Origin of the sequence: Mammaliicoccus sp. Dog046 (genome assembly GCF_034039665.1) — a bacterium.
In the GTDB taxonomy this organism is placed as follows: Bacteria; Bacillota; Bacilli; order Staphylococcales; family Staphylococcaceae; genus Mammaliicoccus.
Window position 1 is genome coordinate 977,221 of sequence record NZ_CP120131.1, and the last position, 24,385, is coordinate 1,001,605.

Annotated in this window: 26 protein-coding genes and 1 riboswitch; of the genes, 14 read left to right on the plus strand and 12 right to left on the minus strand. The window is 32.0% G+C overall.

Annotated features, from left to right (window positions below; all coding sequences use genetic code 11):
- The first annotated feature begins 28 nt into the window (after positions 1-28).
- A complete protein-coding gene (locus P3U32_RS04990) occupies positions 29-661 on the plus strand; it encodes an HAD-IA family hydrolase (RefSeq protein WP_323704507.1) in 633 nt (210 codons plus the stop codon).
- Here the strand turns inward: P3U32_RS04990 and P3U32_RS04995 are convergent.
- Positions 652-1,329, minus strand: a complete 678-nt coding sequence (locus tag P3U32_RS04995) for a helix-turn-helix domain-containing protein (protein ID WP_323704508.1) — start codon at positions 1,327-1,329, stop codon at positions 652-654. The genes P3U32_RS04990 and P3U32_RS04995 overlap by 10 nt on opposite strands.
- A gap of 97 nt (positions 1,330-1,426) precedes the next feature.
- On the opposite strand from P3U32_RS04995, the gene P3U32_RS05000 reads away from it, so the two are divergent.
- Both P3U32_RS05000 and P3U32_RS05005 read left to right on the plus strand, forming a co-directional pair.
- Positions 1,427-1,882 (plus strand): hypothetical protein, encoded by a 456-nt coding sequence (locus P3U32_RS05000; protein ID WP_323704509.1) that lies wholly within the window; start codon positions 1,427-1,429, stop codon positions 1,880-1,882.
- A 24-nt stretch (positions 1,883-1,906) separates the two neighbouring features.
- On the plus strand, positions 1,907-2,731 hold the full coding sequence (locus P3U32_RS05005; protein WP_323704510.1) for a DUF5996 family protein: 825 nt from the start codon (positions 1,907-1,909) through the stop codon (positions 2,729-2,731).
- A gap of 45 nt (positions 2,732-2,776) precedes the next feature.
- Here P3U32_RS05005 and P3U32_RS05010 read toward each other — a convergent pair whose 3' ends face one another.
- Positions 2,777-3,232: a competence protein ComK gene (locus P3U32_RS05010; protein ID WP_323704511.1), complete on the minus strand. Its 456-nt coding sequence runs from the start codon at positions 3,230-3,232 to the stop codon at positions 2,777-2,779.
- Positions 3,233-3,306: 74 nt separating this feature from the next.
- Positions 3,307-3,783, minus strand: coding sequence for a sigma-70 family RNA polymerase sigma factor (locus P3U32_RS05015; protein ID WP_323704512.1), 477 nt, complete (start codon positions 3,781-3,783; stop codon positions 3,307-3,309).
- A gap of 288 nt (positions 3,784-4,071) precedes the next feature.
- On the opposite strand from P3U32_RS05015, the gene P3U32_RS05020 reads away from it, so the two are divergent.
- Together P3U32_RS05020 and P3U32_RS05025 are read left to right on the plus strand one after the other, a co-directional pair.
- Positions 4,072-4,293 (plus strand): hypothetical protein, encoded by a 222-nt coding sequence (locus P3U32_RS05020; protein WP_323704513.1) that lies wholly within the window; start codon positions 4,072-4,074, stop codon positions 4,291-4,293.
- 216 nt (positions 4,294-4,509) lie between these two features.
- The gene (locus P3U32_RS05025; protein WP_323704842.1) at positions 4,510-5,439 is read left to right on the plus strand and encodes a peptidoglycan release complex glucosaminidase SagB; all 930 of its coding nucleotides are present in this window, start codon (positions 4,510-4,512) and stop codon (positions 5,437-5,439) included.
- A 251-nt stretch (positions 5,440-5,690) separates the two neighbouring features.
- On the opposite strand, the gene P3U32_RS05030 is transcribed toward P3U32_RS05025, so the two are convergent.
- The 5 genes from P3U32_RS05030 to P3U32_RS05050 all read right to left on the minus strand — a co-directional run bounded on the left by P3U32_RS05030 (position 5,691) and on the right by P3U32_RS05050 (position 10,195).
- Entirely contained in the window at positions 5,691-6,446 is a 756-nt protein-coding gene (locus P3U32_RS05030; protein WP_323704514.1) for a DUF6612 family protein, read from the minus strand.
- A gap of 295 nt (positions 6,447-6,741) precedes the next feature.
- Positions 6,742-7,431 (minus strand): ABC transporter permease, encoded by a 690-nt coding sequence (locus P3U32_RS05035; protein WP_323704515.1) that lies wholly within the window; start codon positions 7,429-7,431, stop codon positions 6,742-6,744.
- 1 nt (position 7,432) lies between these two features.
- The gene (locus P3U32_RS05040; protein ID WP_323704516.1) at positions 7,433-8,383 is read right to left on the minus strand and encodes an osmoprotectant ABC transporter substrate-binding protein; all 951 of its coding nucleotides are present in this window, start codon (positions 8,381-8,383) and stop codon (positions 7,433-7,435) included.
- Positions 8,384-8,397: 14 nt separating this feature from the next.
- The gene (locus P3U32_RS05045) at positions 8,398-9,033 is read right to left on the minus strand and encodes an ABC transporter permease (protein ID WP_323704517.1); all 636 of its coding nucleotides are present in this window, start codon (positions 9,031-9,033) and stop codon (positions 8,398-8,400) included.
- A gap of 13 nt (positions 9,034-9,046) precedes the next feature.
- Entirely contained in the window at positions 9,047-10,195 is a 1,149-nt protein-coding gene (locus P3U32_RS05050; RefSeq protein ID WP_323704518.1) for a betaine/proline/choline family ABC transporter ATP-binding protein, read from the minus strand.
- A 182-nt stretch (positions 10,196-10,377) separates the two neighbouring features.
- Here P3U32_RS05050 and P3U32_RS05055 point away from each other — a divergent pair, with 182 nt between their 5' ends.
- The 5 genes from P3U32_RS05055 (at position 10,378) to ribE (ending at position 15,647) form a co-directional block, all read left to right on the plus strand.
- Positions 10,378-11,928, plus strand: coding sequence for an FAD/NAD(P)-binding protein (locus P3U32_RS05055; protein ID WP_323704519.1), 1,551 nt, complete (start codon positions 10,378-10,380; stop codon positions 11,926-11,928).
- An 82-nt stretch (positions 11,929-12,010) separates the two neighbouring features.
- Positions 12,011-12,142, plus strand: a riboswitch (FMN riboswitch).
- A gap of 147 nt (positions 12,143-12,289) precedes the next feature.
- Positions 12,290-13,336, plus strand: a complete 1,047-nt coding sequence (gene ribD, locus P3U32_RS05060) for a bifunctional diaminohydroxyphosphoribosylaminopyrimidine deaminase/5-amino-6-(5-phosphoribosylamino)uracil reductase RibD (protein WP_323704520.1) — start codon at positions 12,290-12,292, stop codon at positions 13,334-13,336.
- Between the two features lie 4 nt (positions 13,337-13,340).
- A complete protein-coding gene (locus P3U32_RS05065) occupies positions 13,341-13,973 on the plus strand; it encodes a riboflavin synthase (RefSeq protein WP_323704521.1) in 633 nt (210 codons plus the stop codon).
- 10 nt (positions 13,974-13,983) lie between these two features.
- Positions 13,984-15,156, plus strand: a complete 1,173-nt coding sequence (gene ribB, locus P3U32_RS05070; RefSeq protein ID WP_323704522.1) for a 3,4-dihydroxy-2-butanone-4-phosphate synthase — start codon at positions 13,984-13,986, stop codon at positions 15,154-15,156.
- 20 nt (positions 15,157-15,176) lie between these two features.
- A complete protein-coding gene (gene ribE, locus P3U32_RS05075; RefSeq protein ID WP_323704523.1) occupies positions 15,177-15,647 on the plus strand; it encodes a 6,7-dimethyl-8-ribityllumazine synthase in 471 nt (156 codons plus the stop codon).
- A gap of 60 nt (positions 15,648-15,707) precedes the next feature.
- Here the strand turns inward: ribE and P3U32_RS05080 are convergent, their stop codons facing one another.
- A complete protein-coding gene (locus P3U32_RS05080) occupies positions 15,708-16,712 on the minus strand; it encodes a proline dehydrogenase family protein (RefSeq protein ID WP_323704524.1) in 1,005 nt (334 codons plus the stop codon).
- Between the two features lie 864 nt (positions 16,713-17,576).
- On the opposite strand from P3U32_RS05080, the gene P3U32_RS05085 reads away from it, so the two are divergent.
- Complete coding sequence (locus P3U32_RS05085) at positions 17,577-17,912, plus strand: hypothetical protein (protein ID WP_323704525.1); 336 nt, start codon at positions 17,577-17,579, stop codon at positions 17,910-17,912.
- A 59-nt stretch (positions 17,913-17,971) separates the two neighbouring features.
- On the opposite strand, the gene P3U32_RS05090 is transcribed toward P3U32_RS05085, so the two are convergent.
- The gene (locus P3U32_RS05090; RefSeq protein ID WP_323704526.1) at positions 17,972-18,481 is read right to left on the minus strand and encodes a gamma carbonic anhydrase; all 510 of its coding nucleotides are present in this window, start codon (positions 18,479-18,481) and stop codon (positions 17,972-17,974) included.
- 85 nt (positions 18,482-18,566) lie between these two features.
- Here P3U32_RS05090 and P3U32_RS05095 point away from each other — a divergent pair, with 85 nt between their 5' ends.
- Positions 18,567-19,382: an alpha/beta hydrolase gene (locus P3U32_RS05095; RefSeq protein WP_323704527.1), complete on the plus strand. Its 816-nt coding sequence runs from the start codon at positions 18,567-18,569 to the stop codon at positions 19,380-19,382.
- 85 nt (positions 19,383-19,467) lie between these two features.
- A complete protein-coding gene (locus P3U32_RS05100) occupies positions 19,468-19,875 on the plus strand; it encodes a transcriptional regulator, SarA/Rot family (protein WP_323704528.1) in 408 nt (135 codons plus the stop codon).
- A gap of 202 nt (positions 19,876-20,077) precedes the next feature.
- Here the strand turns inward: P3U32_RS05100 and P3U32_RS05105 are convergent, their stop codons facing one another.
- Both P3U32_RS05105 and P3U32_RS05110 read right to left on the minus strand, forming a co-directional pair.
- Positions 20,078-20,635, minus strand: a complete 558-nt coding sequence (locus tag P3U32_RS05105) for a tRNA 5-(aminomethyl)-2-thiouridylate-methyltransferase MnmM (protein WP_323704529.1) — start codon at positions 20,633-20,635, stop codon at positions 20,078-20,080.
- A complete protein-coding gene (locus tag P3U32_RS05110; RefSeq protein ID WP_323704530.1) occupies positions 20,632-21,591 on the minus strand; it encodes a tRNA modification radical SAM protein MnmL/YtqA in 960 nt (319 codons plus the stop codon). Before P3U32_RS05110 ends, P3U32_RS05105 begins: the two co-directional genes overlap by 4 nt.
- A 401-nt stretch (positions 21,592-21,992) precedes the next feature.
- On the opposite strand from P3U32_RS05110, the gene leuS reads away from it, so the two are divergent.
- Entirely contained in the window at positions 21,993-24,377 is a 2,385-nt protein-coding gene (leuS, locus tag P3U32_RS05115) for a leucine--tRNA ligase (protein WP_323704531.1), read from the plus strand.
- Positions 24,378-24,385 lie beyond the last annotated feature (8 nt).

Below are 24,385 nucleotides of genomic sequence, written 5' to 3' on the forward strand. Positions count from 1 at the left end.
AATTTAACATAAGGACGGAGTGTTTTATATGTACGAAGCAATAATATTTGATTTTGATGGCACGATTATAGATACAGAAATTCATTTGTTTAATACAATTAATAAACATATTAAAGAACGCAATGAACAACCGATTCATATAGATGAATACAAAGCTTCAATAGGTTCGGTTTCTAAAGAACTAGACGATAAAATCCTTCATTCTTTAGGGTCTGAACAAGCTTTAAAAGAAATGTTTAGTGACCATTATGAAGGAACGAAACAATTACCAGTTAAACCTGTTGTTAAAACGCTAGTAGACTATTGTGTAGAAAACAATATAAAAATGGGAATAGCGACGAGTAGCTACAAGGCGCATATTATGCCTAACGTACAAAGATTATCTTTAGATGAACATATTCATGTGATTAAAGGAAGAGAAGATGTTTCGTCAGTTAAACCTGATCCAGAATTATATATACAAGCTGCACAAGATTTGAATGTCGAAGCAAGTAAATGTTTAGCGATTGAAGATACGACTAATGGTGCTAAAGCGGCAATAGATGCTGGAATGGATGTTATTGTCATCACACATGAAATTACTGAGGATTTAAATTTTGATGTACTTAAAATATTAAACAAAGATATCGATGCACAAGAAATTATAGAACGTTATTTATAATACATATCTTTCAAATAAGATTGTCTAAATGCATAAGGCGTGATTTGGCGGTATTTCTTAAATGCTTTTGTGAAATGGGATTGATCGTAAAATCCGTAATCTGTGGCAATCGCAGCTATGGATTTATGTGGATTAGTAATCAAATCGATCGTTGCATCAAAAATTCTCATTTGATTGCTGAGTAGGTACTTCTGCTTAAGTGGGTGATTCATATTGAGAGATAAAGGGGTTTGTGTATTTAGGTCATTTATTAAAACCATTAATAAATAAGAAATCCTAAATGTAACTTCTGTGTTTAAATGTAAGTCGGTAAGGGATGTGTAATCTATTAATTGGTTAATATGATTTTGGATCATTTGTTTATGGTGATGGTAGGATAGCAGTGAATAGTCATGGGACAACCATTGTTGAATGACATCACGTGCCAGTGTACTAACAATCATTGCGTTAATCGTAACCATTGTGCATTGACTAGTATTCGTACTAACATAACTCAATTCATTAAATGGAATGATTGTATAGTATCCCGAAGGAACTTTAGTCACTTTATGCAAATGATGATGAAAAACGTCGATTTCTCCATCGTGAACATATATCATTGTTAAATAATCTTGATTATTTAAACAAAATGAACCATTTAGTTGTTTGGTAATTTTAAACATAAACATATGCAGACCTCCATATTAAATTCTGTAAAAAAAATAACAACGACAATATTTAATTAATGTTATAATTGATATATTAATGACTTTTTAGAGGTGTTACATGAATAATAAGCAATATAAAGCAATTGTTTTAAAAAAATTGTGGTTTATAAATAGAAAAGAAAAAAGTAAAGCGAATGAATGGTTAGCTGATGATGATGAAGAACTATTCATTGAGAAATTTGGGAAACCAAACCATTTTGCACAGCGCTTTATAGATGAAGAAATCATAGACAAATCTTTACCACCAAGTAGTTTATACAAACTACTTACATTAGGCGGGTTATTGTTTGGAAATGTAGTTATGTTGGGTATTTTAATTACAGCAGTATTATTAATATTTGGAACATTTACTCTATATTTCACAAAACCTATTTCTGAAGCGATTACCTTACAAATTCTCTACTTAGCGATTGGTATTGTAATGTTTATCGTCGGTTATATAGGAATGAAATGGGTCAATGCTTTCTTTACAAGAAGGTTATTGATAACGAGAAGATTTAAAGATATTTCATAGATATCAAAAAGGGGGGTGTCGATAGTGAGTTTATTATATTTCGATGAATGGCGAGATACACGTGCAACAATAAGATATATCGCACAAATAATGGGGAAATGTTGTTTAACAGTAAAGACACCTGAATCCTTATACAAACACGTCATGCTATCTATTAATCAAGTTGGGCTTTCTACTGGTGAATTGGAGAAGGATAATCATAAATTTGAAATTGATTTTGATATATTAGACCAAATCCTTATTGTAAAAGTAGACGGCACTGAAACAACTAAAATTGTACAAACTGGACAAACGATAAAAGAATATTATCATTTCGTATTTGATACTTTAGCTGAACATGGCGTTCATATTGAAATCAATACAAAGCCGTATCATATTCCATATGAAAAAACATTGGACGAAGATGATCAAGAACGAATATTCAATCCTAAAACAGCTTATCATGCATTGAAATTGATGCAACAAGCACAATATGATCATTATCAATTTTTACATTCTAGAAATATTAAAGATGTAAAGACTGGTTTGTTCTGGGATAAGTTTGATGTCACTTCGATATTTTACATAGAAGGTAATCAAGAAAATACCGTTTCACTTTGTTATTATTTTGGTGATAAATATAGAGAGTCTCCTTATTATATTATTAAGATAAATCCGTTTAAGCAAGATAAAATAAACTTAAAACAAGTTGAACCATCTTATGCTGAATATAATGGTAAAGATGGTAGTTTCTTAATATATGAAGAAGATTTGCAAAGTATCATTAGAAGAGATGAAGTATTACTTACATTCTTTAATAGTGCATACCAAGCATTACTTTCTGGCGTGAGCAGTAAACTTAATCATTAAAAAAACGAGGTTTGGACAATTGATGTCCGAACCTCGTTTTTATTATTAAGTACGCATTATATGATTTTTTTGATGATGAACTAAACGTAAAGACTCGCCCATTTTCTTACTTACTAAATGATAATCAAGCGCGATTAATGTTGAAGTACCATTTTTAAATTGCAGTTTCGTTTGTGCTTGATGCTGCTTGATATTTAAAATTTGTTTGCAGTTAATAAGCATATAATTCGATTGATATTTTGCTGAAGTAGGGAAAAGTACAAAGTCTTGTGTGGCGTAAATTAATAATGGGGTAAGTTTATAAATATTTAGAATATATTTGCCATATTGTTCTCTCGTTTTAAAACTTGCACCTTCGATTCTCAAAGCATCATTGATGAGAGATTGAACAGTTTGATTTGTATGTTGAATCGGTGCATTTAAATATTCAATTTGATATTTATAACTTGGATGTTGAGATTGTTTAAGGAGTAGCATATTTGGATTGATTAAATGCGTCATGTTTTTCACCTCTTTATTTTAGAATAAAAGAGGATCTAAGATAAATATTGTAAATTTGTAAGCTTATATTGTATTTAAATTAAAAAATGCGTCTTCAATTTCTTTCTGGCATTTTTTCTATAATATTTAATAGTTGAAACACTTTTGTTCATATATAAACCAATCTCCTGTGTAGAAAATCCTTGTAATGTCAGGTTTAACCACGTCAGTTCTTCTTCTGATAATATATCAAGCAAACTCAACCATTCATATTGATAAAATTCGTGAAAGCTTCGATCTAACAAGTGTGTTTCTGAAGTGGGAACGAAGCGGTTCATGTCTTTAGATTGTTTTCTAATGCAGTCAATGAGATGGAATTTTAATTTAGTATACATGTAATGATCTAAGTGTTCAGTTTTTGAAGCGTCATAATTTTGAATCAGCTCCCACATTTTTATTAGCAACAACTGATAGTAATCTTCATACTGATAATAGACTTTGAAATGATGTAATAAATAATGAATCATTTTGTTGTATTTTTTATAGTGCATATTGAAAATTGAAGTATCCATATAGTTCCTTTAAGTGGCATGCTCACATGTATTTCCGGATACAATGATTATATTTAAAAGGAAAAAATAATTTAAATGGGTTTTAACTGAACAAAAGATGTTAAATTGAGAATATATAAGAAAATACCTACAAATTAATAAAAAAGCTGTATTTAATCATTTAATAAATTAAAAATTTAAATGATTAAACACCGATGTTTTTATGATTTACAATTTGAATATAAACGTGTATATTTGATTGTATATGGACATATGTTTTATTGGGGCAAAGACTAGGAGGCTCATCATATGGATTATGAACATCTTAATTTAGAACATTTTTTTGCAAGAAATGATGAATTGAATAACATAAGAGATAACGCGGATTTTGTAATGATTAATAATGTAAAAAGATTTATGAGTTATAGAAATGGTAAAGAAGAGGGGACAATTAATCTAAACCATTACAACTATAAGAATAGATCGGCAGCAATGTCGTTTGTATATATGGATTACAAGCCATACAAATAAAACGTGTGAATTGTTGTTTTAAAAGCTAAAAGACTGGGACGATATTGTCTCAGTCTTTTTACATTTTGAAATGAAATAGTAATTAAATCTTAATGTTCTTATTTTTGAATATTGCCATGTAATCCTATAGAATATAGGAAGTACGGTTTTGTGAATGTAAAAAATAGGAAATCGATTATGCTTGAAGATAGGTTTACAAATTTTAGAGGTGAAACAATGAAAAGTGCAAGGCTACAAACAATTAAAAACTTAGTTGTATTATTATTAGTCTTATCAATTATAGGTGGCCTGTTCTATTATTTAATTTCTGATCATTTAAAGTTTTATGATGTTAAAAAGCAAGAAGAAACTGTGGAAGTCCCATTAACACTAGATCAAGCAGTTAGTAAACAATATAAAAATGATACAAAGATGCAAGTAGCAACAGAGTCAGGAAATTGGAAAAATGCATCAAGAAGTGAAATAAATGACGTCATGAACGTAGAACAGATATTGAACGACAAAAAACAAGTTTATCAATTTTTAAATTTATCAGAGTATCAAGGCATTGATGAAAAGAGAATTCATCAAATGCTACGTAAACAAAAAGTGTTAGAGAAACATACATCAGAATTTTTAAAAGCAGCAAAGAAAGAGCAAGTAAATGAAGTGTATTTAATCTCACATGCGATACTTGAGACTGGTAACAGTAAAAGTGAGCTCGCTAACGGTGTGATGCTGACAGATAAAGATAAAGTTGCTAAAACGAAAAAAGAATCAGATGGCAAGAAATATTACAACTTCTATGGTGTTGGCGCGTTAGACGAAGATCCAATCGGTACAGGTGCTAAATATGCTAAGAAGCGCGGTTGGGATACACCACAAAAAGCCATTTCAGGTGGAGCTAAATTTATACACGATCATTATTTATCAAACCCTGAACAAAACACATTGTACAGTATGAGATGGAATCCTGAAAAAGCAGGTGTACATCAATACGCTACTGATATTAAGTGGGCACAAAGTAATGCACGTATAATCGCTGATTTCTATGAAGAACTAAGAACAGAAGGTAAATATTATACAGTGTACAAATACAAAGATACTGATAAAACATTATCTGTAAAAGCTTTAGACGCTAAAATTGATAAAGAACGAAATAAATAATTTATGGTTCCCCCAATGCTGTTGATTAGAACAGGTTGGGGGATTTTTGTGTGTGAAAAGGTATGATAAGCGGTTGAATGAAGGTGGAGGTTGGGACAAAACTCGGGAGGAGCGTCCATTAGCGCATTGTAACGGACAAAAGTAAGGAGAAGCGTCCCTTAGCGTGATGTAACGGACAAAACTTGGGAGAAGCGTCCCTTAACGTATTTAAACAAAAAACCCACTCAACATGTCGAGTGGGTTTGGACTTCTTATGATGCTTTATTACTTGCACCTTTTTGGATATCTTCTATTTTCTTAGCTTTTTTTGCTTCATCTGGTATTTTAATTTCATCAACTTTGTTTAATTTAGTATATTTAATATTTGATTTCAAGTTAGCTGATTGTTTACCTTTTGATAATTTTGCATTGAGTTTATAAGAAGAAATTTGATTTTTCTTATTAACATTCAATACTGCTTTACCACTAACTTTATCAATTTGTTTTTCAAATTGTTGAAGTTGTTTTTTATTACCTGATGCATTTGCTAATTTAGTAAAATCTTTTTTATCTTTAATATTGTAAGTTAATTGATAACCATTATCTACTTTTTTAGACTCAGCATCTTTGAAAGCACTTAATGATTTAGCATATTTTTCATAGTTTAATTGATCTAATGAACTATCAATATCCATGTTTTTCACTTCAGAAGATAAATCAATCCATTGACCTTGTGTTTGTGCTAACATTTTTTTACCTTGAACATAAATTTGCATTTTTTGTCCAGCTTGATCCATGTCTAATTTAGCTGTTTGTTTTTTATCAACATCCATACCAATTTTAACTTTTTGGGCCTCTTGACCTTTTGGTGCAATTTCAACTTGGTTATCTGTGTGATAACTTTCAACTTTTTTAGCATCGCTTTGTAAATCTTTAACTACATCACTTGAGCTTTTTTCATCATTGCCACATGCAGCTAAAAGTAATGTTGATGAAAGGAATATACTTCCTAAAATTCTTAATTTCATATTTAATTTCCTCCTCTTCCAAAACATAATACCATTTTATATTTATTTTTTGCAAAAAATAAGTGAACATTTTAATTCATTTTGGTTATTTGAAAAGTTATTTTTACAAATATTTGCAACAATAAAACAATTTATATTTCAAATGAAATTGCAGAAGTGATAAAAGTTAGTCGCCACAAAAAACAAGGCTGAGACGATTTGTCTCAGCCTTGTTTTTATTTTGCTTTCTTCTTTGGTGAAATGAAGAATATCACCAATGTTGCGATAATGACTTTAATAATAAATTTCATATTTATCACTCCGAAAGTGTTTGTGTTTTTGGTCCTTTGTGTTTTCTCTTTGTTGGGTCTAATCTTTTTTCAATATAACCTAAGAATAAGTCACTTAGCACTGCTAATAATGCAGTAGGGATTGCGCCTGCTAATATTAATGATGTTCCATCAGTTGCATTTGTACCTCTTATGATGATATCACCAAGTGTAGACGATCCTATAAATGAACCGATTGCTGTTACACCAATTGCGATTACAAATGCGATTCTAATTCCACCAATCATTACTGACAATGCGAGTGGTAATTCTACCATGGTTAAGATTTGTTTTGAAGTCATACCCATTCCTTTACCTGCATCTTTAATACTTGAATCTACGTTATTAATGCCTGTGTACGTATTTTTGATAATTGGTAGTAAAGCGTATAAAAATACGGCCATTACTACTGTATTTGATCCAAGACCCATTGCTAACATTAATATTGCGAGTAGGGCAAGTGCAGGCACTGTTTGAATAATGTTAGCAAATGAAATTACAAATCCTGATAGTTTGCCATAGCGTGCAATAAACACACCGATTGGAATACCTACTATTACCGCAAATAAAACTCCGTAAACAGAAATAAGTAGATGATTTAGGAATAGTTGAAACACATAACCACTATTTGTTTGGTAATAATCGAGTATTTGATTCCATAAATTTTCGTTTGTCATGTTATTCACCATCCTTTTCATCATCAAAGTAATTATGTTTCTTCAGAAAAGCTTCTGCTATTACGGCAGGTTCTTTAAGATTATTGTCTGCTTCATAATTTAGCTTTTGCATTTCTTTAGTTGAAATTTTGCCTTCTAATTTTTTCATGGCTTTGTCGACATATGGTTTTTCTTTTATAAGTGATTTAGTGACTAATGGACTGGCATCGTATGGTGGGAAGAAGTTTAAATCATCTTCTAAGACCACTAAATCATAACTTGCAATTCGTCCATCTGTAGTATAACCAAGAACGACATCCATTTTGCCATTTTTCAAAGCGTCATAAACCAATCCGATTTGCATTGGTCGTGTCGTTTTAAAATCGAATCCATATTTCTTTTTAAATGCAGGGTAGCCATCGCCAGGTCGTTTCATCCAAGATGAATCCACACCTGCTTCTAATTTACTTGAGACTTTCTTTAAGTCGGAAACTTTTTTAAGATGATATTTCTTAACTGTTTCTTTCGTGACCATCATGGCATAAGTGTTTTCAAATCCGTATGAGCCGTACCATTTTTGATGATAGTCTTTATCGAATGATTGCTTAACAATACGCATAGCTTCCTTAGGGTCAGAAACTGGCTTTTTATTTAATGTTCCTGTTAAATCTGTACCTGTATATCTCGCACTTGAAATATTCACATCACCATTATTCTGTGCGTTAAATGTAACGGTTGAAGAACCTAAATTATTGATGAGTTGAATGTTATTTTCATCAATGTGTTCTTTTTTAGCTTCGTGTTCAATCATTAATTTATTCATATGACCCATTATTTGTGATTCACTTGTATATTGCATGCCTATTTTTATCGCATCTTTACTACCTGAACCACCAAGAAAAGGTAGGGAACATCCAGATAAAATGATTGATAATGCCATAATCGGCAATAATAATTTAAAATATCTATTCATGTTTTTTATCCTCCTTATCTTGAAACTTTTAATCCTTTTGGTGTAACCCATTTTTCAACTTTTGATAGGAATAAGTCCATCAACAACGCGATTAATGTAACACTAATTGCACCGCCGATGATTAAATCTGGTTGATAGAGATTTAAACCGTTGAATATGAAATCACCTAATCCACCTGCACCGATAAAACTGGCTAAAGTTGCCCAGCTGATTGCGTATACACTTGAAAGGCGAACACCACTCATGATAACTGAAATGGCAAGTGGTAATTCGACCATAAACATTTCTTGGAATTTAGTCATTCCCATACTTAAACCTGCTGCTTTAACATTTTTATCAACATTGTTAATCCCGATGTATGTATTGTTGAGTATTGGTAACAATATATATATGAATAAAGCTAATATAGCAGGTAATTTACCGACACCGATGAATGGAATCATAAGTGCTAATACTGCTAACGATGGCACTGTTTGTAAAACACTTGCTGTAGACAATACGATTTTGGCAATTTTTTTCGTGCGTGTGAGTAATATGCCTAATGGAATAGCTACGATAATAGCTAATAGTAAAGCTAGCAGTGAAATATAAAAGTGTTCCATTGTTTTTTGTAAAAGTTCATTACCATTGACTCGTAAAAATTCAATCACTCAAATTCACTCCTTATTTAATTTCGCTATTTTCTGCTTCTTCTTCTGTCATGCCCCAAATAGAGTCATATACGATGTCTACTAAACTTGCTCTTGTAATAACACCTTTGATGTAATATTGTTCATTGACAACAGGGATTAAACGGACATTTCTTTTTAAAATTGTTCGTACAGAGTCCTGTAGCATTGTTCCTGTCTTAACTGTGTAGATGTCTCGATGCATAATGTCTATAATATCGACGCCTTTTCTGTAACCTTCATTTAAATCTTCAATATCGATATAACCAATTAATTTGTTTTTCTGATTCGTAACGAAAAGCGTATCTACACGTTTATTTCTCATCACGGTTACGGCTTCGTCGATCGTTTTTTCAGAAGTAATCGTAATCGGTGAAATCATCGCGTCATCCACGACTTTAAGGTTAGGACGATCTTGAATTAAGCGGTTTTGACCGATGAATTCGCGCACAAAGTCATTAGCTGGATGTTTCAGTATATTATTAGGTGTATCAAATTGAACGATTTTACCTTCTGACATAATACAAATACGATCGGCTAATTTAATTGCTTCATCCATGTCATGAGTTACAAATATAATCGTTTTACCTAATTTTTTCTGTAATGTTTTGACAAGATCTTGTAACGTATCTCTCGTAATAGGGTCTAATGCACCAAATGGTTCATCCATTAAAATAATATCTTGGTCCGCAGCAAGTGCACGGACAACACCTATACGTTGTTGTTGGCCTCCTGATAGTTGTGAAGGGTATAAATCTAAATATGATTCTGGTAAATCGACCAGTTTAATTAATTCTTTAGCTTTTTCTTCTTTCTTTTCTTTCGTCCATTTAAGTAACTTTGGAACGAGAACGATATTATCTCTAATAGTCATATGTGGCATTAAACCAATTTGTTGAATAACATAACCGATATTTCTTCTTAAGTTTACAGCATTCATTTTACTTAAATTTTTACCATTTAAATTAATTGTGCCACTTGTTGGTTCAATCATGCGGTTAATCATTCTTAAGGCAGTTGTTTTACCGCTACCACTTGTTCCGATAAAAGCGATAAATTCTCCCGATTCAATTTCCATATCAATACTGTCTACTGCTTTCTTTCCACCCCGGTAGACTTTAGTTAAACCATTAATAGATAACATAACACTTCTCCTTTATTTAAAATTCAAAATATTAACATACATAATTATAACATAATTGTTGCATAATTATAAAAATGCTCGGTAAAGCTACACTTCATGTTTACCTTGATTTAAAATAAGGAATATAACTTCAAATAAATACATTTTATTCATTTTTAATAAAATTGATGGAGGCGTTGAACTTGAAAGTTGCAATTATAGGTATGGGAACCGCTGGTGTAAGTACGCTTAACCAATTGAGTAAGCATAAACAATTTAAAAATATAACTGTCGATATATATGATAATCGCGAAGATATGGGAATGGGGAAACCTTTTCAAAATGACAGTGAGAAATTGCTCATTAATTTACCAGCTAATCAAATGACTTTAAATCCAAATGACGAGAAGGATTTTAAAAAGTGGTATAAACAAAATGATACTTTTGATTATGGGAAATCTAAGTATTTACCGAGATTCGTTTTCGGGCATTACATGAAATCAATCTTGAATGAATTAGTAAATAAAAACGATAATATTTTTATGCATAATCATAAAGTTGAAAGTTGTTATGTTATTGAGAAAGAAAATAAATGGGGGAATAAACCATTTGAAATTTGTTATAAAGAAGGCGAATCGGCTCATAAGAAACAATATGATTATGTCTTTATCACTATAGGCGTATTACCGTATAAAGATCCGTTTGAACTGTCAGGATTACAAGGATATATATCATCTCCATATCCAACAACCCAATCATTACGTGATGTAAATGAAAAAGATGATATTGTCATTGTTGGTACAGGATTAAGTGCGATTGATGTTATTAGATACGTCATGGACAATCATCAAAAATTCCCAATAGTGGTCACTTCAAGAAATGCGCAATTCCCAACAGTTAGAGGAACGAGACATCATATTGAAATGAAATATATTAATGCTGAACAAGTAGAGGTATTAAAAAAGAAAAATGACGGATTTTTAACTTTAGAAGATGTTGATGATTTATTTGAGAAAGAATGTGAACACCAAAATATTAACTTTAAAAAATTGCTTTATCGATTTAAAAGAGACAACGTTTATAATATGAAATATGATATGAGGCATGAAGATGAGGTAGGGCAATTCCAAGCATTTATGACTGAATTTAAACATCAAATAGTACCAATTTGGAATGCTTTAACATTAGAAGATAAATCACAATTTATTTCTAAGTATGGACATCACATTAAACGTAATACCAATCCAATGCCACAATCTACAGCAAAACAACTCATTGAATGGATTGAGAATGGTGATTTGATTGTTAAAGAAGGTCTAGAAAATGTGAGGAAATATTACGGTAAATTCAGGTTGAAATTTGAAAACGAGGACATTGAAGACCGTTATCATTATGTCATTAATGCTTCTGGTCCTAAAACACAGTTAAATGAATTAGAAAACGGTGAACACTTTATTAAAGATCTTGAAAATAAACAAATCGTTGCACCACATCCATTTGGTGGTATTCTCGTTAAACCGTATTCAAATGAAGTGATTAGTCCTAAATATGGCACATTAAATAATATTAAAGTGATCGGGCAACTAACAAGTGGCGTTCATTTTGATATGAATGGTGTATCGTTATTAGTTGAGCAAACAGTTCATGCTTCAACAGCATTTTATGAAAATTTTACTGTTCAAAAAGAAAACAAAAAGCATAAAAAATCAAAGAAAAATAAAAAGACTAAAAAAAATAAATCGAAAAAGAAATAATTTTTTAAGAACATTCATTTGAATTTTCTAGTAATTTGGTATAGAATGACTACATCAGTAATTGCTGATATAAAATTTAATAATATTCTTTCGGGGCAGGGTGAAATTCCCAACCGGCGGTATATAAGCCCGCGACCCATAAATGAATTTTATTTATGGCTGATTCAGTTAGATTCTGAAGCCGACAGTATAGTCTGGATGGGAGAAAGAATAAACGACAGCGTAATTTTACGCTTATTTCGTTATACATTAATGTAAATGTCTTTATTTATGATAAAGGCTTATTTCTTGATACATTTCTCTCCCAAGACACCGAAAACTATTTCGGTGTCTTTTTTTATAATTTATAGGAGGGACGATAATGAATCAATATTTAGATTTTGCGATTGATCTTGCTGAACGATTACAAGGTCAAACGAGTACAAATCCATCTGTAGGTGCAGTAATCGTTAAAAACAATAGAATTATTGGTTTTGGTGCTCATTTAAAGAAAGGTGAGGCGCATGCTGAAATCCAAGCATTGAAAATGGCTGGAGAAGAAGCAGTAGATGCAACGATTTATGTTTCATTGGAACCTTGTTCTCATTACGGATTGACGCCGCCTTGTTCGAAAGCAATTATCGATAATGGCATTGTTGATGTTGTCTATGCAGTGAAAGATAAATCTTTAGCTAATAGTGGACATCAAATGTTAGAGGATGCAGGTGTGAAAGTGACGCACGCACCTTCGGATAGAGCAGAAGAACTTTACAAAGATTTCTTTAATCAGCAGGAAACTCAATTACCGTTTGTTACTTTAAAGGTTTCAACAAGTTTAGACGGGAAAGTGGCCACAGATGATAAAGAAAGTAAATGGATTACAAATAAAGCAGTTAAGACAGACGTATTACAATTAAGAAGTGAACATGATGCGATTATAACTGGTGGAATGACGGTACGAGAAGATAATCCTTTATTGACAACACGTAATGCAGATTTAAAGGAACCAAAGCGAATGATACTCACACGACAATCTGAATTTAGTGAGGAACTTGAAATCTTCAAAGATAGTACAAATCCAGTTACAGTCATAACGGATCACGATCAATTTAAAGTAAATACGAATCAAAATATAGAAGTTAAGGTCTGTGACTTATCTGAATTAAAAACAGTCTTGCAACAATTATATAAAGATGGTTATGCAAAAGTGATGGTTGAGGCAGGTCCAAACCTGATATCTCAATTTATAGAACAATCATTAGTAGACCAGTTAGTTATTTATCAAGCCCCGAAAATGATTGGCGGTCAAGGAAAGTATCAATATTATAAAACTGATCAAATAAATCCTTTATCCAACAGCAAATTATTTAACATTATATCAACAGAAATTATTGATGGAGATCTTAAAATAATTTTGGGAAAGAAGTGAAACAATGTTCACTGGACTTATCGAAACAGTTGGTGTAATTAAAAACGTAAATACTAAAAGTGGTGTAAAATCAATTTCAATTTATGCCCCTGAAATTACAGACGACTTATCATTAGGTGATTCTGTAGCGGTTAATGGCGTTTGTCTTACTGTTACAGAACAAAACGCATCTGTATTTACTGTTGAAGTGATTACAGGAACGATTTCAGTCACATATTTAGAACGTTTAACAATCAATGACAAAGTAAATCTTGAAAGAGCGATGCTCGCAAACGGCAGGTTTGGTGGTCATTTTGTGAGTGGACATGTAGATGGTAAAGGTACTATAAAGCGAATTACAAAACGAAATGATGAATGGATTATTGAAATATCAATCAATGACGATTTAATTCAACAAATGATTGATAAAGGATCCATTACAGTTGATGGCATTAGTTTAACTATTTTCAAATTAAATCAACATTCCTTTGAAATTCATTTAATTCCTGAAACACGTGAAAGAACGATCTTCGTCAATAAAAAACAAGGTGACGAAGTTCATATCGAAACGGATTTACTTTTTAAATATGTACAAAAGATCACACAGCAAAGTAATACAAATATATCTAAAGAACGTTTAGTTAATTTAGGATTTTAGGAGGCATAATATGTTTGATCAAGTCGAAGAAGCAATAGCAGATTTGAAATTAGGCAAACCAATCATCGTTGTAGATGATGAAGATAGAGAAAATGAAGGTGATCTTATTGCAGTGTCAGAGTATTTAACTGCTGATACGATTAATTTTATGGCTACTTATGCAAGAGGTTTAATATGTGCACCGGTTAGTAATGAAATCGCAGAACAATTGAACTTGAATTTAATGTCTCAAACGAATGATAAATTTAAGACTGCATTTACAGTAAGTGTCGATCACATATCTTCAACAACTGGCATTAGCGCATTTGAAAGAACAGATACAATAAAAGGTCTTGTAAATGAAACATCACCAGATGCATTTGTACGACCTGGTCATATTTTCCCATTGATTGCTAAAGATAATGGAGTACTTGAAAGAGTTGGGCATACAGAAGCTTGCGTCGATTTAGCAAGATTGTCAGGTGCTAAACCTGCTGGAGCAATATGTGAAATTATGAATGATGATGGAACAATGGCACATCGTGAAGATTTATACGAATTCAAACTGAAACACCAATTAAAAATGATTACAATAGATGATTTAGTTCAATATAGAAAAATACACGATCAAATCGTTCATTTTGAATCAAAAATAGAATTGCCAACTGCCTTTGGTACATTTGATATGTATGGTTTCACTTCAGAACTAGATGATAAAGAGTATTTAGCAATCGTATCTGGTGAAATTCATGACGGTATGAATGTGCGTATTCATTCTGAATGTGTAACAGGTGATATTTTCCATAGTGCAAGATGTGATTGTGGAGAACAGTTAGAATATGCTATGAAATATATTCAAGAACATGGTGGAATGATTTTATATCTACCACAAGAAGGTCGCGGCATTGGACTGATTAATAAATTAAAAGCTTATGAATTAATAGAGCAAGGTTATGATACAGTTACAGCCAATGAAGCTTTAGGGTTTGCGGCTGATTTAAGAGATTATACTGAGGCAAGTCAAATTTTGAAATACTTTAATATAGAAGAAATTAGATTAATTAGCAATAATCCAGATAAATTTCAACAAATTCAAGATTTAGGTATTCGCATATCAGATAGAGTACCAGTTGTTATACCAGCTAATAAAACGAATCAATCATATTTAAATACAAAAAAAGACCAAATGGGTCACTTACTATAAACAGAATGGAGAAATTAAAAATGAACTTTGAAGGTAAAATGAATGGATCAGATTTAAAAGTAGCAATCGTTGTAGGTAGATTTAATGACTTTATCACAGGTAGATTATTAGATGGCGCGAAAGATACATTAGTACGTCACAATGTGGAAGAAGATCAAATCCATGTTGCATATGTACCAGGCGCATTTGAGATTCCATTAGTAGCAAAAAAATTAGCTGAATCAAAAAAATACGATGCAGTAATTACTTTAGGATGTGTAATAAGAGGGGCAACTACACATTATGATTATGTATGTAATGAAGTTGCTAAAGGCGTATCAAAAGTAAATGACTCAACTGGTGTTCCAGTTATATTCGGTGTTGTAACAACTGAAACAATTGAACAAGCAATTGAAAGAGCAGGAACAAAAGCTGGTAATAAAGGCGGAGATGCCGCATTAGCAGCAATTGAAATGGCTAACTTAATTAAAAATATCGATAGTCAACTATAAGTAAAAAATAAAGGGTGAACATGAACGCATTATCGCGTTTGTGTTCACCCTTTATATGTATTATTTTTTCTTAAATAATGCAATGCTACTTGCTGCAATTAACGAAGCGGAAGTGACAACACCAGCACCAATAGCAACTTTTTTTGTGTTTTTATGATGAAGAATATCTAATAACATTAAATTCATGTTCTGAGGTCTTTCAGCAAGTCTTCTCATAAAGTATCCGAACCAATCTTGGCCAAATGGAACATACATACAGAATTGATAACCTTCTTTAGCAAGTTCATATGCATAATCAGTTCTGAAACCAAATAACATTTGGAATTCGAATTTATCTTTGTCGATGTTATGCTTTTCAACAAATTGTTTAACATGATTAATAACATTGTGATCATGTGTAGCAATTGAAGTGAAAGCATGAGAAGTTAATAACCTTCTTTCAATCAGTTTGATATAATTCGCATCTATTTCTTCTTTTGATTGGTATGCAATATGTGCTGCTTCTTTATATGCACCTTTCACTAAACGTAATCTAACATCTGAGTATTTATCCATGATATTAATCGCATCATATAAATAAGCTTGAATAACAGTACCAACATTATCGAATTCACCTTTTAATTTATCTAGTGTTTCTGTAATTCCAACTAGATCTTCATATTTTTCAGCATCGATATTTACAAATGTATTACCGTATTCAGATGCTTTTAATAAAATTTCACGCGTATTCTTATAGGCAAATTCTTTGTCGATATTCACACCAAGTTGTGTTAATTTTATAGATACGTGTGCTTTAATATTGGCATTATAAGCACGACGCATCACTTCGACAATATTTTGTTGTGCTTCAAGTGCTTCCTGGCGTGATGTTACAAATTCGCCTAGATTATCTAACGTAACGGTCATTCCTCTTTTGTTAAGTTTTTCAACCGTATCGATCGTTGAATCAATATCAACTCCGGCTACAACCTTGTTTGCACCTAGTGCAGGACCCATTTTCTTAGCAGATTCATTTAGGAATTTATTGTTAGATAATGCGATGAAGAAATCTTTTACAACAGGCATAGCAAGTCCTCCTTAAAAATATAAATTAATTTCTTATATTCTATCATGGAATTAATACAAAAGTAAGCGTTTTCATAGTAGATAATGTGTAAAAATATACAATTTAGGGATTTTAGTGTAAAAAAAGAACCCTAGTTAGGGTAGTTACTCTTGTGAAGTTTGATAAGTGGGCGAAATAGGTTCTGCAGCAATACTCATTGCTTGCGGAAGAAATGTTAATAAGGAAACGCATATGAAAAACTTTTTAAAGAATTGTATCATGTATACATACTCCTTTAAACACATTATTTGAGGACACATTAAATATATCATTCATATATGAAGAGATTGCTAAGTCAGTGTAAAAATATTAATTAGATAATATTAAGAAGTATTGAACATTGCAAGTGAGGGCTGACAAGCAACATTGGGTGTGGCTAACGAGATAGTTCTGAGAAACAATCCCGTTAGAAAATCTAACGAGATAGAAAGTAAAAACAATATCGTTAGCGGGTAAAAATCCTGTTTTCAAGTGAAAAATGATAAAAAAGTTAGTATATTAGGCGCTAACGAGATAGTTCTGAAAAACAATCCTATTAGAAAATCTAACGAGATAGAAAGTAAAAACAATCTCGTTAGCGGTGATATAGACTGTATCAAAGCCTAAATTAACATTAAAAAGTGAGAAAATACCACGCTAACGAGATAGAAAGTAAAAACAATCTGGTTAGTGATCTTTTGAAATATAAATACTGCTAATCCATAGTCTAAAATATTAATTTAATGTTAAGAGAGGGGGATAATCTTTAACATATCTTAACAATTATTTGGTGTTATGCATGATATAATATTGCTATTAGAATTGATTATAAAGGAGCAATAATTATGTTTAAGGATATGGCATTTTATATGTTCGGGGCACCTTTAGACAGTTTCGTACAATTATTTATATTTGAACCAATTGTAATCGGGATTATTGCAATTGTGATTGCGATGATAACTAAAAAATCATGGACAGTGTTTATCACAATTGTCGTACTAAACTTAATTGATAATTTCTTACTTGTTAATTACCAATTTGGTGGGCAAGGATTTGGAACGATTATTTCGCAAAATATTTTATTCTTCTTTGAGAAGTTCTTCTCAATGTTTTATGAAATCATCATTGCATTTATCGTTGTGAAACTACCGTTCATGCACAATAAATTTAAAATAGCATAAAAATGAAGACAGCTTAATTTGATGGATAATTACCAACCAAATTAAGCTGTCTTTTTTAATTAATCAATTTCTTTATAAATTTTAGCCTTTTCAATATAGCTATTGTTGATTCTTTTGAGTTCATTGTAATCTTCATCAGTAAGCTCGCGAATCACTTTTGCAGGTCTACCGAATGCTAAAGTTCGTGGTGGGATTTTTTTGCCAGGTGGGACAATTGATCCTGCACCGATAAATGCGTATTCACCAATTTCTGCACCATCGAGTATTGTTGAGTCCATGCCAATCAATGCATGTTCACGAATAATGCTTGAATGTAATGTGACACGATGGCCAACTGTAACAAAGTCTTCTATTATAAGAGGTTGATTAGGACTTTGATGCAAACAACTTAAGTCTTGAATATTCACACCGTTACCAATAATCGTTGGTGAAACATCTCCTCTAATAACGGCATTAAACCATACAGAACTCTCAGCACCAATCTTGACATCACCAATGATAGTCGCATTTTCAGCGACATAACAACTTGCGTCAATTTGAGGGCTTTTGTTGTTAAAAGATTTTATCATTCAAGATTCTCCATTCTTTTGAAAAAATTTGTTATACTAAGTTTAACAAAAATGTAGCGATAAAGGTAAAAGGAGCAAAAATATTATGTGGAAATGGGAAACTGAGAAAGAAGCTAAAGGTATTGTTGTTATTGTTCATAATATGTTAGAACATACAGGAAGATATGCTTATGTTATTACAAAGCTACGTAGAGAAGGATATCATGTCATCATGGGTGACTTAAGAGGACAAGGTCAAACTTCTCGTGTTCATAGAGGGCACGTTGATCGATTTGAAGAATATCATGAACAAGTATTAGAATGGATATCTATAGCAGAAGAGTACCATCTCCCAGTATTTACGTTAGGCGTAGGTCTCGGTGGTCTGATTCTACTTAATTTATTAGAGAAAGTGGACTTAAAGGTAGAAGGTGTCATGTTAATTTCTCCATTAGTCGCATTTCAACAAAACATTTCTACAAGAAGAAACTTCTTAGCGTCTAGTTTCGGAACAGTTGCAAAAGATGCAAAATTTGATACAGGTATTACTGTTGAAAAATTAACAAGTAATAAAGAAGTCATTGAAGATACGAACAAGGATGCATTAATGATACATAAAGTGAGTTATCATTGGTATAAAACAATTTTAGAAACAATGAAGACAACAATGGAAAATATACATCACATTTCACCAATTCCTACATTATTAATGTTAGGTACTGACGATAAAATTGTTGATACAGATTCTATTAGAACAATTGGTAAGACGATTAATACTGATGAATTATACTTTAAAGCATGGAATGGTCTAAATCATGAAGTTCATAATGAACCAGAAAGAGAAAATGTAATGAAATATATTATCTCTTTCATGAACAATCGTATTCATTATGTAGGTCTATTAATTGAAGAAGAAAATTAATCCACTTTTGTAAAAAAATGAAAATAAAGCATAAATCTTTCCAAACTGGGTATATCTTAGTATATAGAACGTTGGAGGCGAGATTATGGTAGAAAAAGTTAATAAAGTAAATGATTTAATCCTGTTAGACGATATTCAAAAAAATATCAATGTTATATTCTATAAAATTGAAGAGAAATTTGAATTAGAGAAAGATGAATTTCTTACATTGATTATGTTATGGAATAATGGCTCAATGAGTCTTAAAGAACTTGATGAATATATCGATATTAAACCATATAAAAGAACGAGACTTTATAATAATTTAGTGAAAAAAGGCTGGATTAAAAAAGTAAGACCAGAAGATGACGAACGAACAGTTATCGTAGAAGTGAATGAATCATTTGCAGATAAAAAAGATGCAATCGTTGATTTTGTATGTGATGAAATCAAAGATAGAAAAGATCATTTCGAAAGTCAATTTAAAGCAATATTAGATACATGTGATATTTAAATAAAGAGGTTGGGGTTTAAAACTTAACTCAATATACAAAACATCTCATTTTACTGATTTATTCAGTATAAAATGAGATGTTTTTTTACCTGTAAATATAGGAATAGAGATATCGTGCGATTGACCCCGAAACGCACGATATCTCGGCAAAAACAGAAAGTCTTCGTGCGATTGACTATACATCGCACGAAGACTTTTGTAGTTATCGCTTCTCAATTGCGATAATGTAAGGTGGGTTATTTTTTTGATTGATAAATTGATAATGAAGTACGTGGGCTGTTTGCTGATCTATTGATTGCACAAATTCACGGACTTCATTCGATTCAATTTGTCCTTCTGGATGACCAGGATAAACAACGAGAACAATGATGCCATTTTTATTTGTTATTTCAAATAAAGATTGTATAGCTTCAATCGTTGTTAGCGCATGCGTTGTTATATTTTTATCTCCTTTAGGCAAGTAACCTAAATTAAATATAGATGCATCTATACCATCGTGATTATTTTTAACAATCGTTGCTGCATGTTCATGACCGGTTTGATGATAGGTAATATGGTCAAATGACGCAGTCTTTAGCTTTGTACTTTCGATTGCTGCTTTTTGAATATCAAAAGCATAAACATGACCATTTGGTACTTGATTTGCAAGAAAGTACGTATCATTACCATTGCCACATGTCGCATCTACAACGATACTTGAATCATTGATATGTGATGTAATTAATTTTCTAGCAAAAGGGAGGATACCATCTACTATCATGATTGAATACTCACTTCTTTCACAAATTTTGAACCTTGCATTGTGCCACGATTTTTAAGTTCATTATCAATCGCATTTAATACTTCCCATTTATTCACGCTCCACATTGGTCCTACCATTAAATCGATTGGTCCATCACCAGTAATACGGTGAATAATCATTTCTTCAGGAAGTATTTCTAATTGATCACACACTAAAGCTGTGTAATCATCTTGAGTCATAAATTCAAGCATACCTTTTTCATATTGTTTCACCATTGGCGTGCCTTTAAGTAAATGTAGTAAATGGATTTTAATCCCTTGTACATCCATTTGCGCAACTTCTTTAGCTGTTTCCATCATCATTTTATAATCTTCCCCAGGTAACCCGTTGATAATATGCGTACAAATATTGATATTATGTTTTCTTAATTTAGCGATACCTTCGTAATAACATTGCATATCGTGTGCACGATTGATTAAATCAGACGTTTCTTGATGAACAGTTTGTAATCCGAGTTCAACCCATAGATACGTTCTTTCATTTAATTCTGCTAAATATTCTACGACATCGTCAGGCAAGCAGTCAGGTCTTGTTGCAATTGAAAGGCCGACTACATTTTCTTCAGATAATGCTGCTTCATATTTTTCTCGTAACACTTCTACAGGTGCATGTGTGTTCGTAAATGCTTGGAAATAAGCGATATATTTACCTTCTGACCACTTTTCATGCATCTTATCTTTGATTTTTTTAAATTGAACTTTAATCGGTTCAGCTCTGTCACCAGCAAAGTCGCCACTACCAGCTGCAGAACAGAAAGTACATCCGCCATGTGCAACTGTACCGTCACGGTTAGGACAATCGAATCCACCGTCTATAGCTATTTTAAATATTTTTTCACCAAATTTATTTCTTAAATGATAATTCCATGTATGATATCTTTTATTATCAAACGCAAAACGGAATTGTTCTGTCATTTTATTTCACATCCTGTTCTACAAACTTATCTAAAGCATTTTAACATATAATAACCTGATTTTGCAGAAAAAGGTTTAAACAACTTTAAAGTAAGTCACCTTGAATTTAATTAAAATTTTAAATAAAACTTGCAAAATAAATAGAAATTGCCTAATATTAGGTTATATAAGGAGTAGTAGCAAGATGCGAATCTTAAGAGAGTCAGTGGGGCTGTGAACTGATGATATCCATTAAGCGAACTTACCATTATTTATAATTTTCTAAAGCAATCTTAAACCATATAAATGAAGTGCACTGTTATTGAGTGAATTCTGGGTGGTACCGCGGCATTATTATTTCAGTCGTCCCAACTATTAATCTGGTTGGGATGGCTTTTTTTATTTTATAGGAGGCATATTTAATGAATTATAATCATCAGGATATTGAGAAGAAGTGGCAAAATTTTTGGGATAAGAACAAAACATTTAAAGCAAGTGATCAAGTTGGTCAGAAGAAATTCTATGCATTAGATATGTTTCCTTATCCATCTGGAGCAGGATTACATGTAGGGCATCCAGAAGGTTATACGGCAACTGATATCGTTTCTAGATATAAGAGAATGCAAGGATACAATGTATTACACCCAATGGGATGGGATGCATTTGGTTTACCTGCAGAACAATATGCAATTGATACAGGTAACGACCCTAAAGCATTTACAGCTCAAAATATAGAAACATTTAAAAGACAAATTAAAGAACTTGGTTTTTCTTACGATTGGGATAGAGAAATCAATACGACAGATCCTGAATATTATAAATGGACACAATGGATATTCATCCAACTTTATAATAAAGGTTTAGCATATGTAGATGAAGTTGCTGTTAACTGGTGTCCAGCATTAGGAACAGTACTTTCTAATGAAGAAATTGTTGATGGCGTATCAGAACGTGGTGGACACCCTGTTATTAGAAAGCCAATGCGTCAATGGGTATTAAAAATTACAGAATATGCAGATCGTTTATTAGAAGATTTAAACGATGTAGATTGGCCAGAATCTATTAAAGATATGCAAAGAAACTGGATTGGTAGATCTGAAGGTGCTGAATTAACATTTAACATTGATGATACTGAATTGTCATTTGATGTATTTACAACTCGTCCAGATACAATTTACGGTGCAACTTTTGCTGTACTTTCACCGGAGCATCCATTAGTTGATCAAATTACTACTGAAGATGAAAAAGAAGCCGTTGCTGAATATAAACGTGCTGCATCACTTAAATCCGATTTAGAAAGAACAGATTTAGCAAAAGATAAAAGTGGCGTGTTTACGGGTGCGTTTACTACTAACCCATTCACAGGCAAAAAAATGCCTATCTGGATTGCAGATTACGTTTTAATTAGTTACGGTACAGGCGCAGTAATGGCAGTACCTGCACATGATGAAAGAGATGCTGAATTTGCTGAGAAATTCAACTTAGACATTATGACTGTTTATAATGAAGAAGGTAAAATGATTGATTCTGATCAATTAAATGGTTTAACACAAGAAGAAGCGGTACCTAAAGCAATTGATATGTTAGAAGAAAAAGGTATCGGTAAGAAAAAAGTGAGCTATAAATTAAGAGACTGGTTATTTAGTAGACAACGTTATTGGGGTGAACCAATTCCTGTGATACATTGGGAAGATGGCACAATGACAACAGTTCCTGAAGAGGAATTACCGTTACTATTACCTGAGACAGATCAAGTAAAACCATCTGGTACAGGTGAATCACCACTTGCTAACATTGAATCTTTCATTAATGTAGTTGATCCTAAAAATGGTATGAAAGGTCGTCGTGAAACAAATACGATGCCACAATGGGCTGGAAGCTGTTGGTATTATTTAAGATATATTGATCCACATAATGATAAGCAATTAGCGGATCCTGAATTACTTAAACATTGGTTGCCGGTTGATTTATATATTGGTGGGGTTGAACATGCGGTGCTTCATCTATTATATGCAAGATTCTGGCATAAAGTGCTTTACGATATCGGTGTTGTTCCAACTAAAGAACCTTTCCAAAAATTATATAATCAAGGCATGATTCTTGGTGAAGGTAATGAAAAAATGAGTAAATCTAAAGGTAATGTTGTAAACCCTGATGATATCGTACGCTCTCACGGTGCAGATACTTTAAGATTATATGAAATGTTTATGGGTCCACTTGATGCTGCAATTGCATGGAGTGAAAATGGATTAGATGGATCTCGTCGTTTCTTAGACAGAGTTTGGCGTTTACTCGTAACTGAAGAAGGTGAGTTATCAAGTAAAGTAACTACAGATCAAACACCTCAATTAGATAAAGTATATAACCAAACAGTGAAGAAAGTGACTGAAGACTTTAATACATTGAACTTTAACACTGCGATTAGTCAAATGATGGTATTTATAAACGATTGTTACAAACAAGATCAAATCAATAAATCTTATGTTGAAGGATTTGTAAAATTACTTTCACCAATTGCACCTCATATTTCTGAAGAACTATGGGAGAAATTAGGACACGATGATACAGTCACTTATGAAGCGTGGCCAACATTTGATGAATCATTACTTGTAGATAATGAAGTTGAAATTGTAATTCAAGTAAATGGTAAATTGAAAGATAAAATCAGTATCTCAAAAGACTTGAGCAAAGAAGAAATGGAAGCAGTTGCTTTGGAAAACGATAAAGTTAAAGAAGCAATTGAAGGTAAAACGGTACGCAAAGTGATTGCAGTACCTCAAAAATTAGTTAACATCGTAGCTAACTAAATATTTTA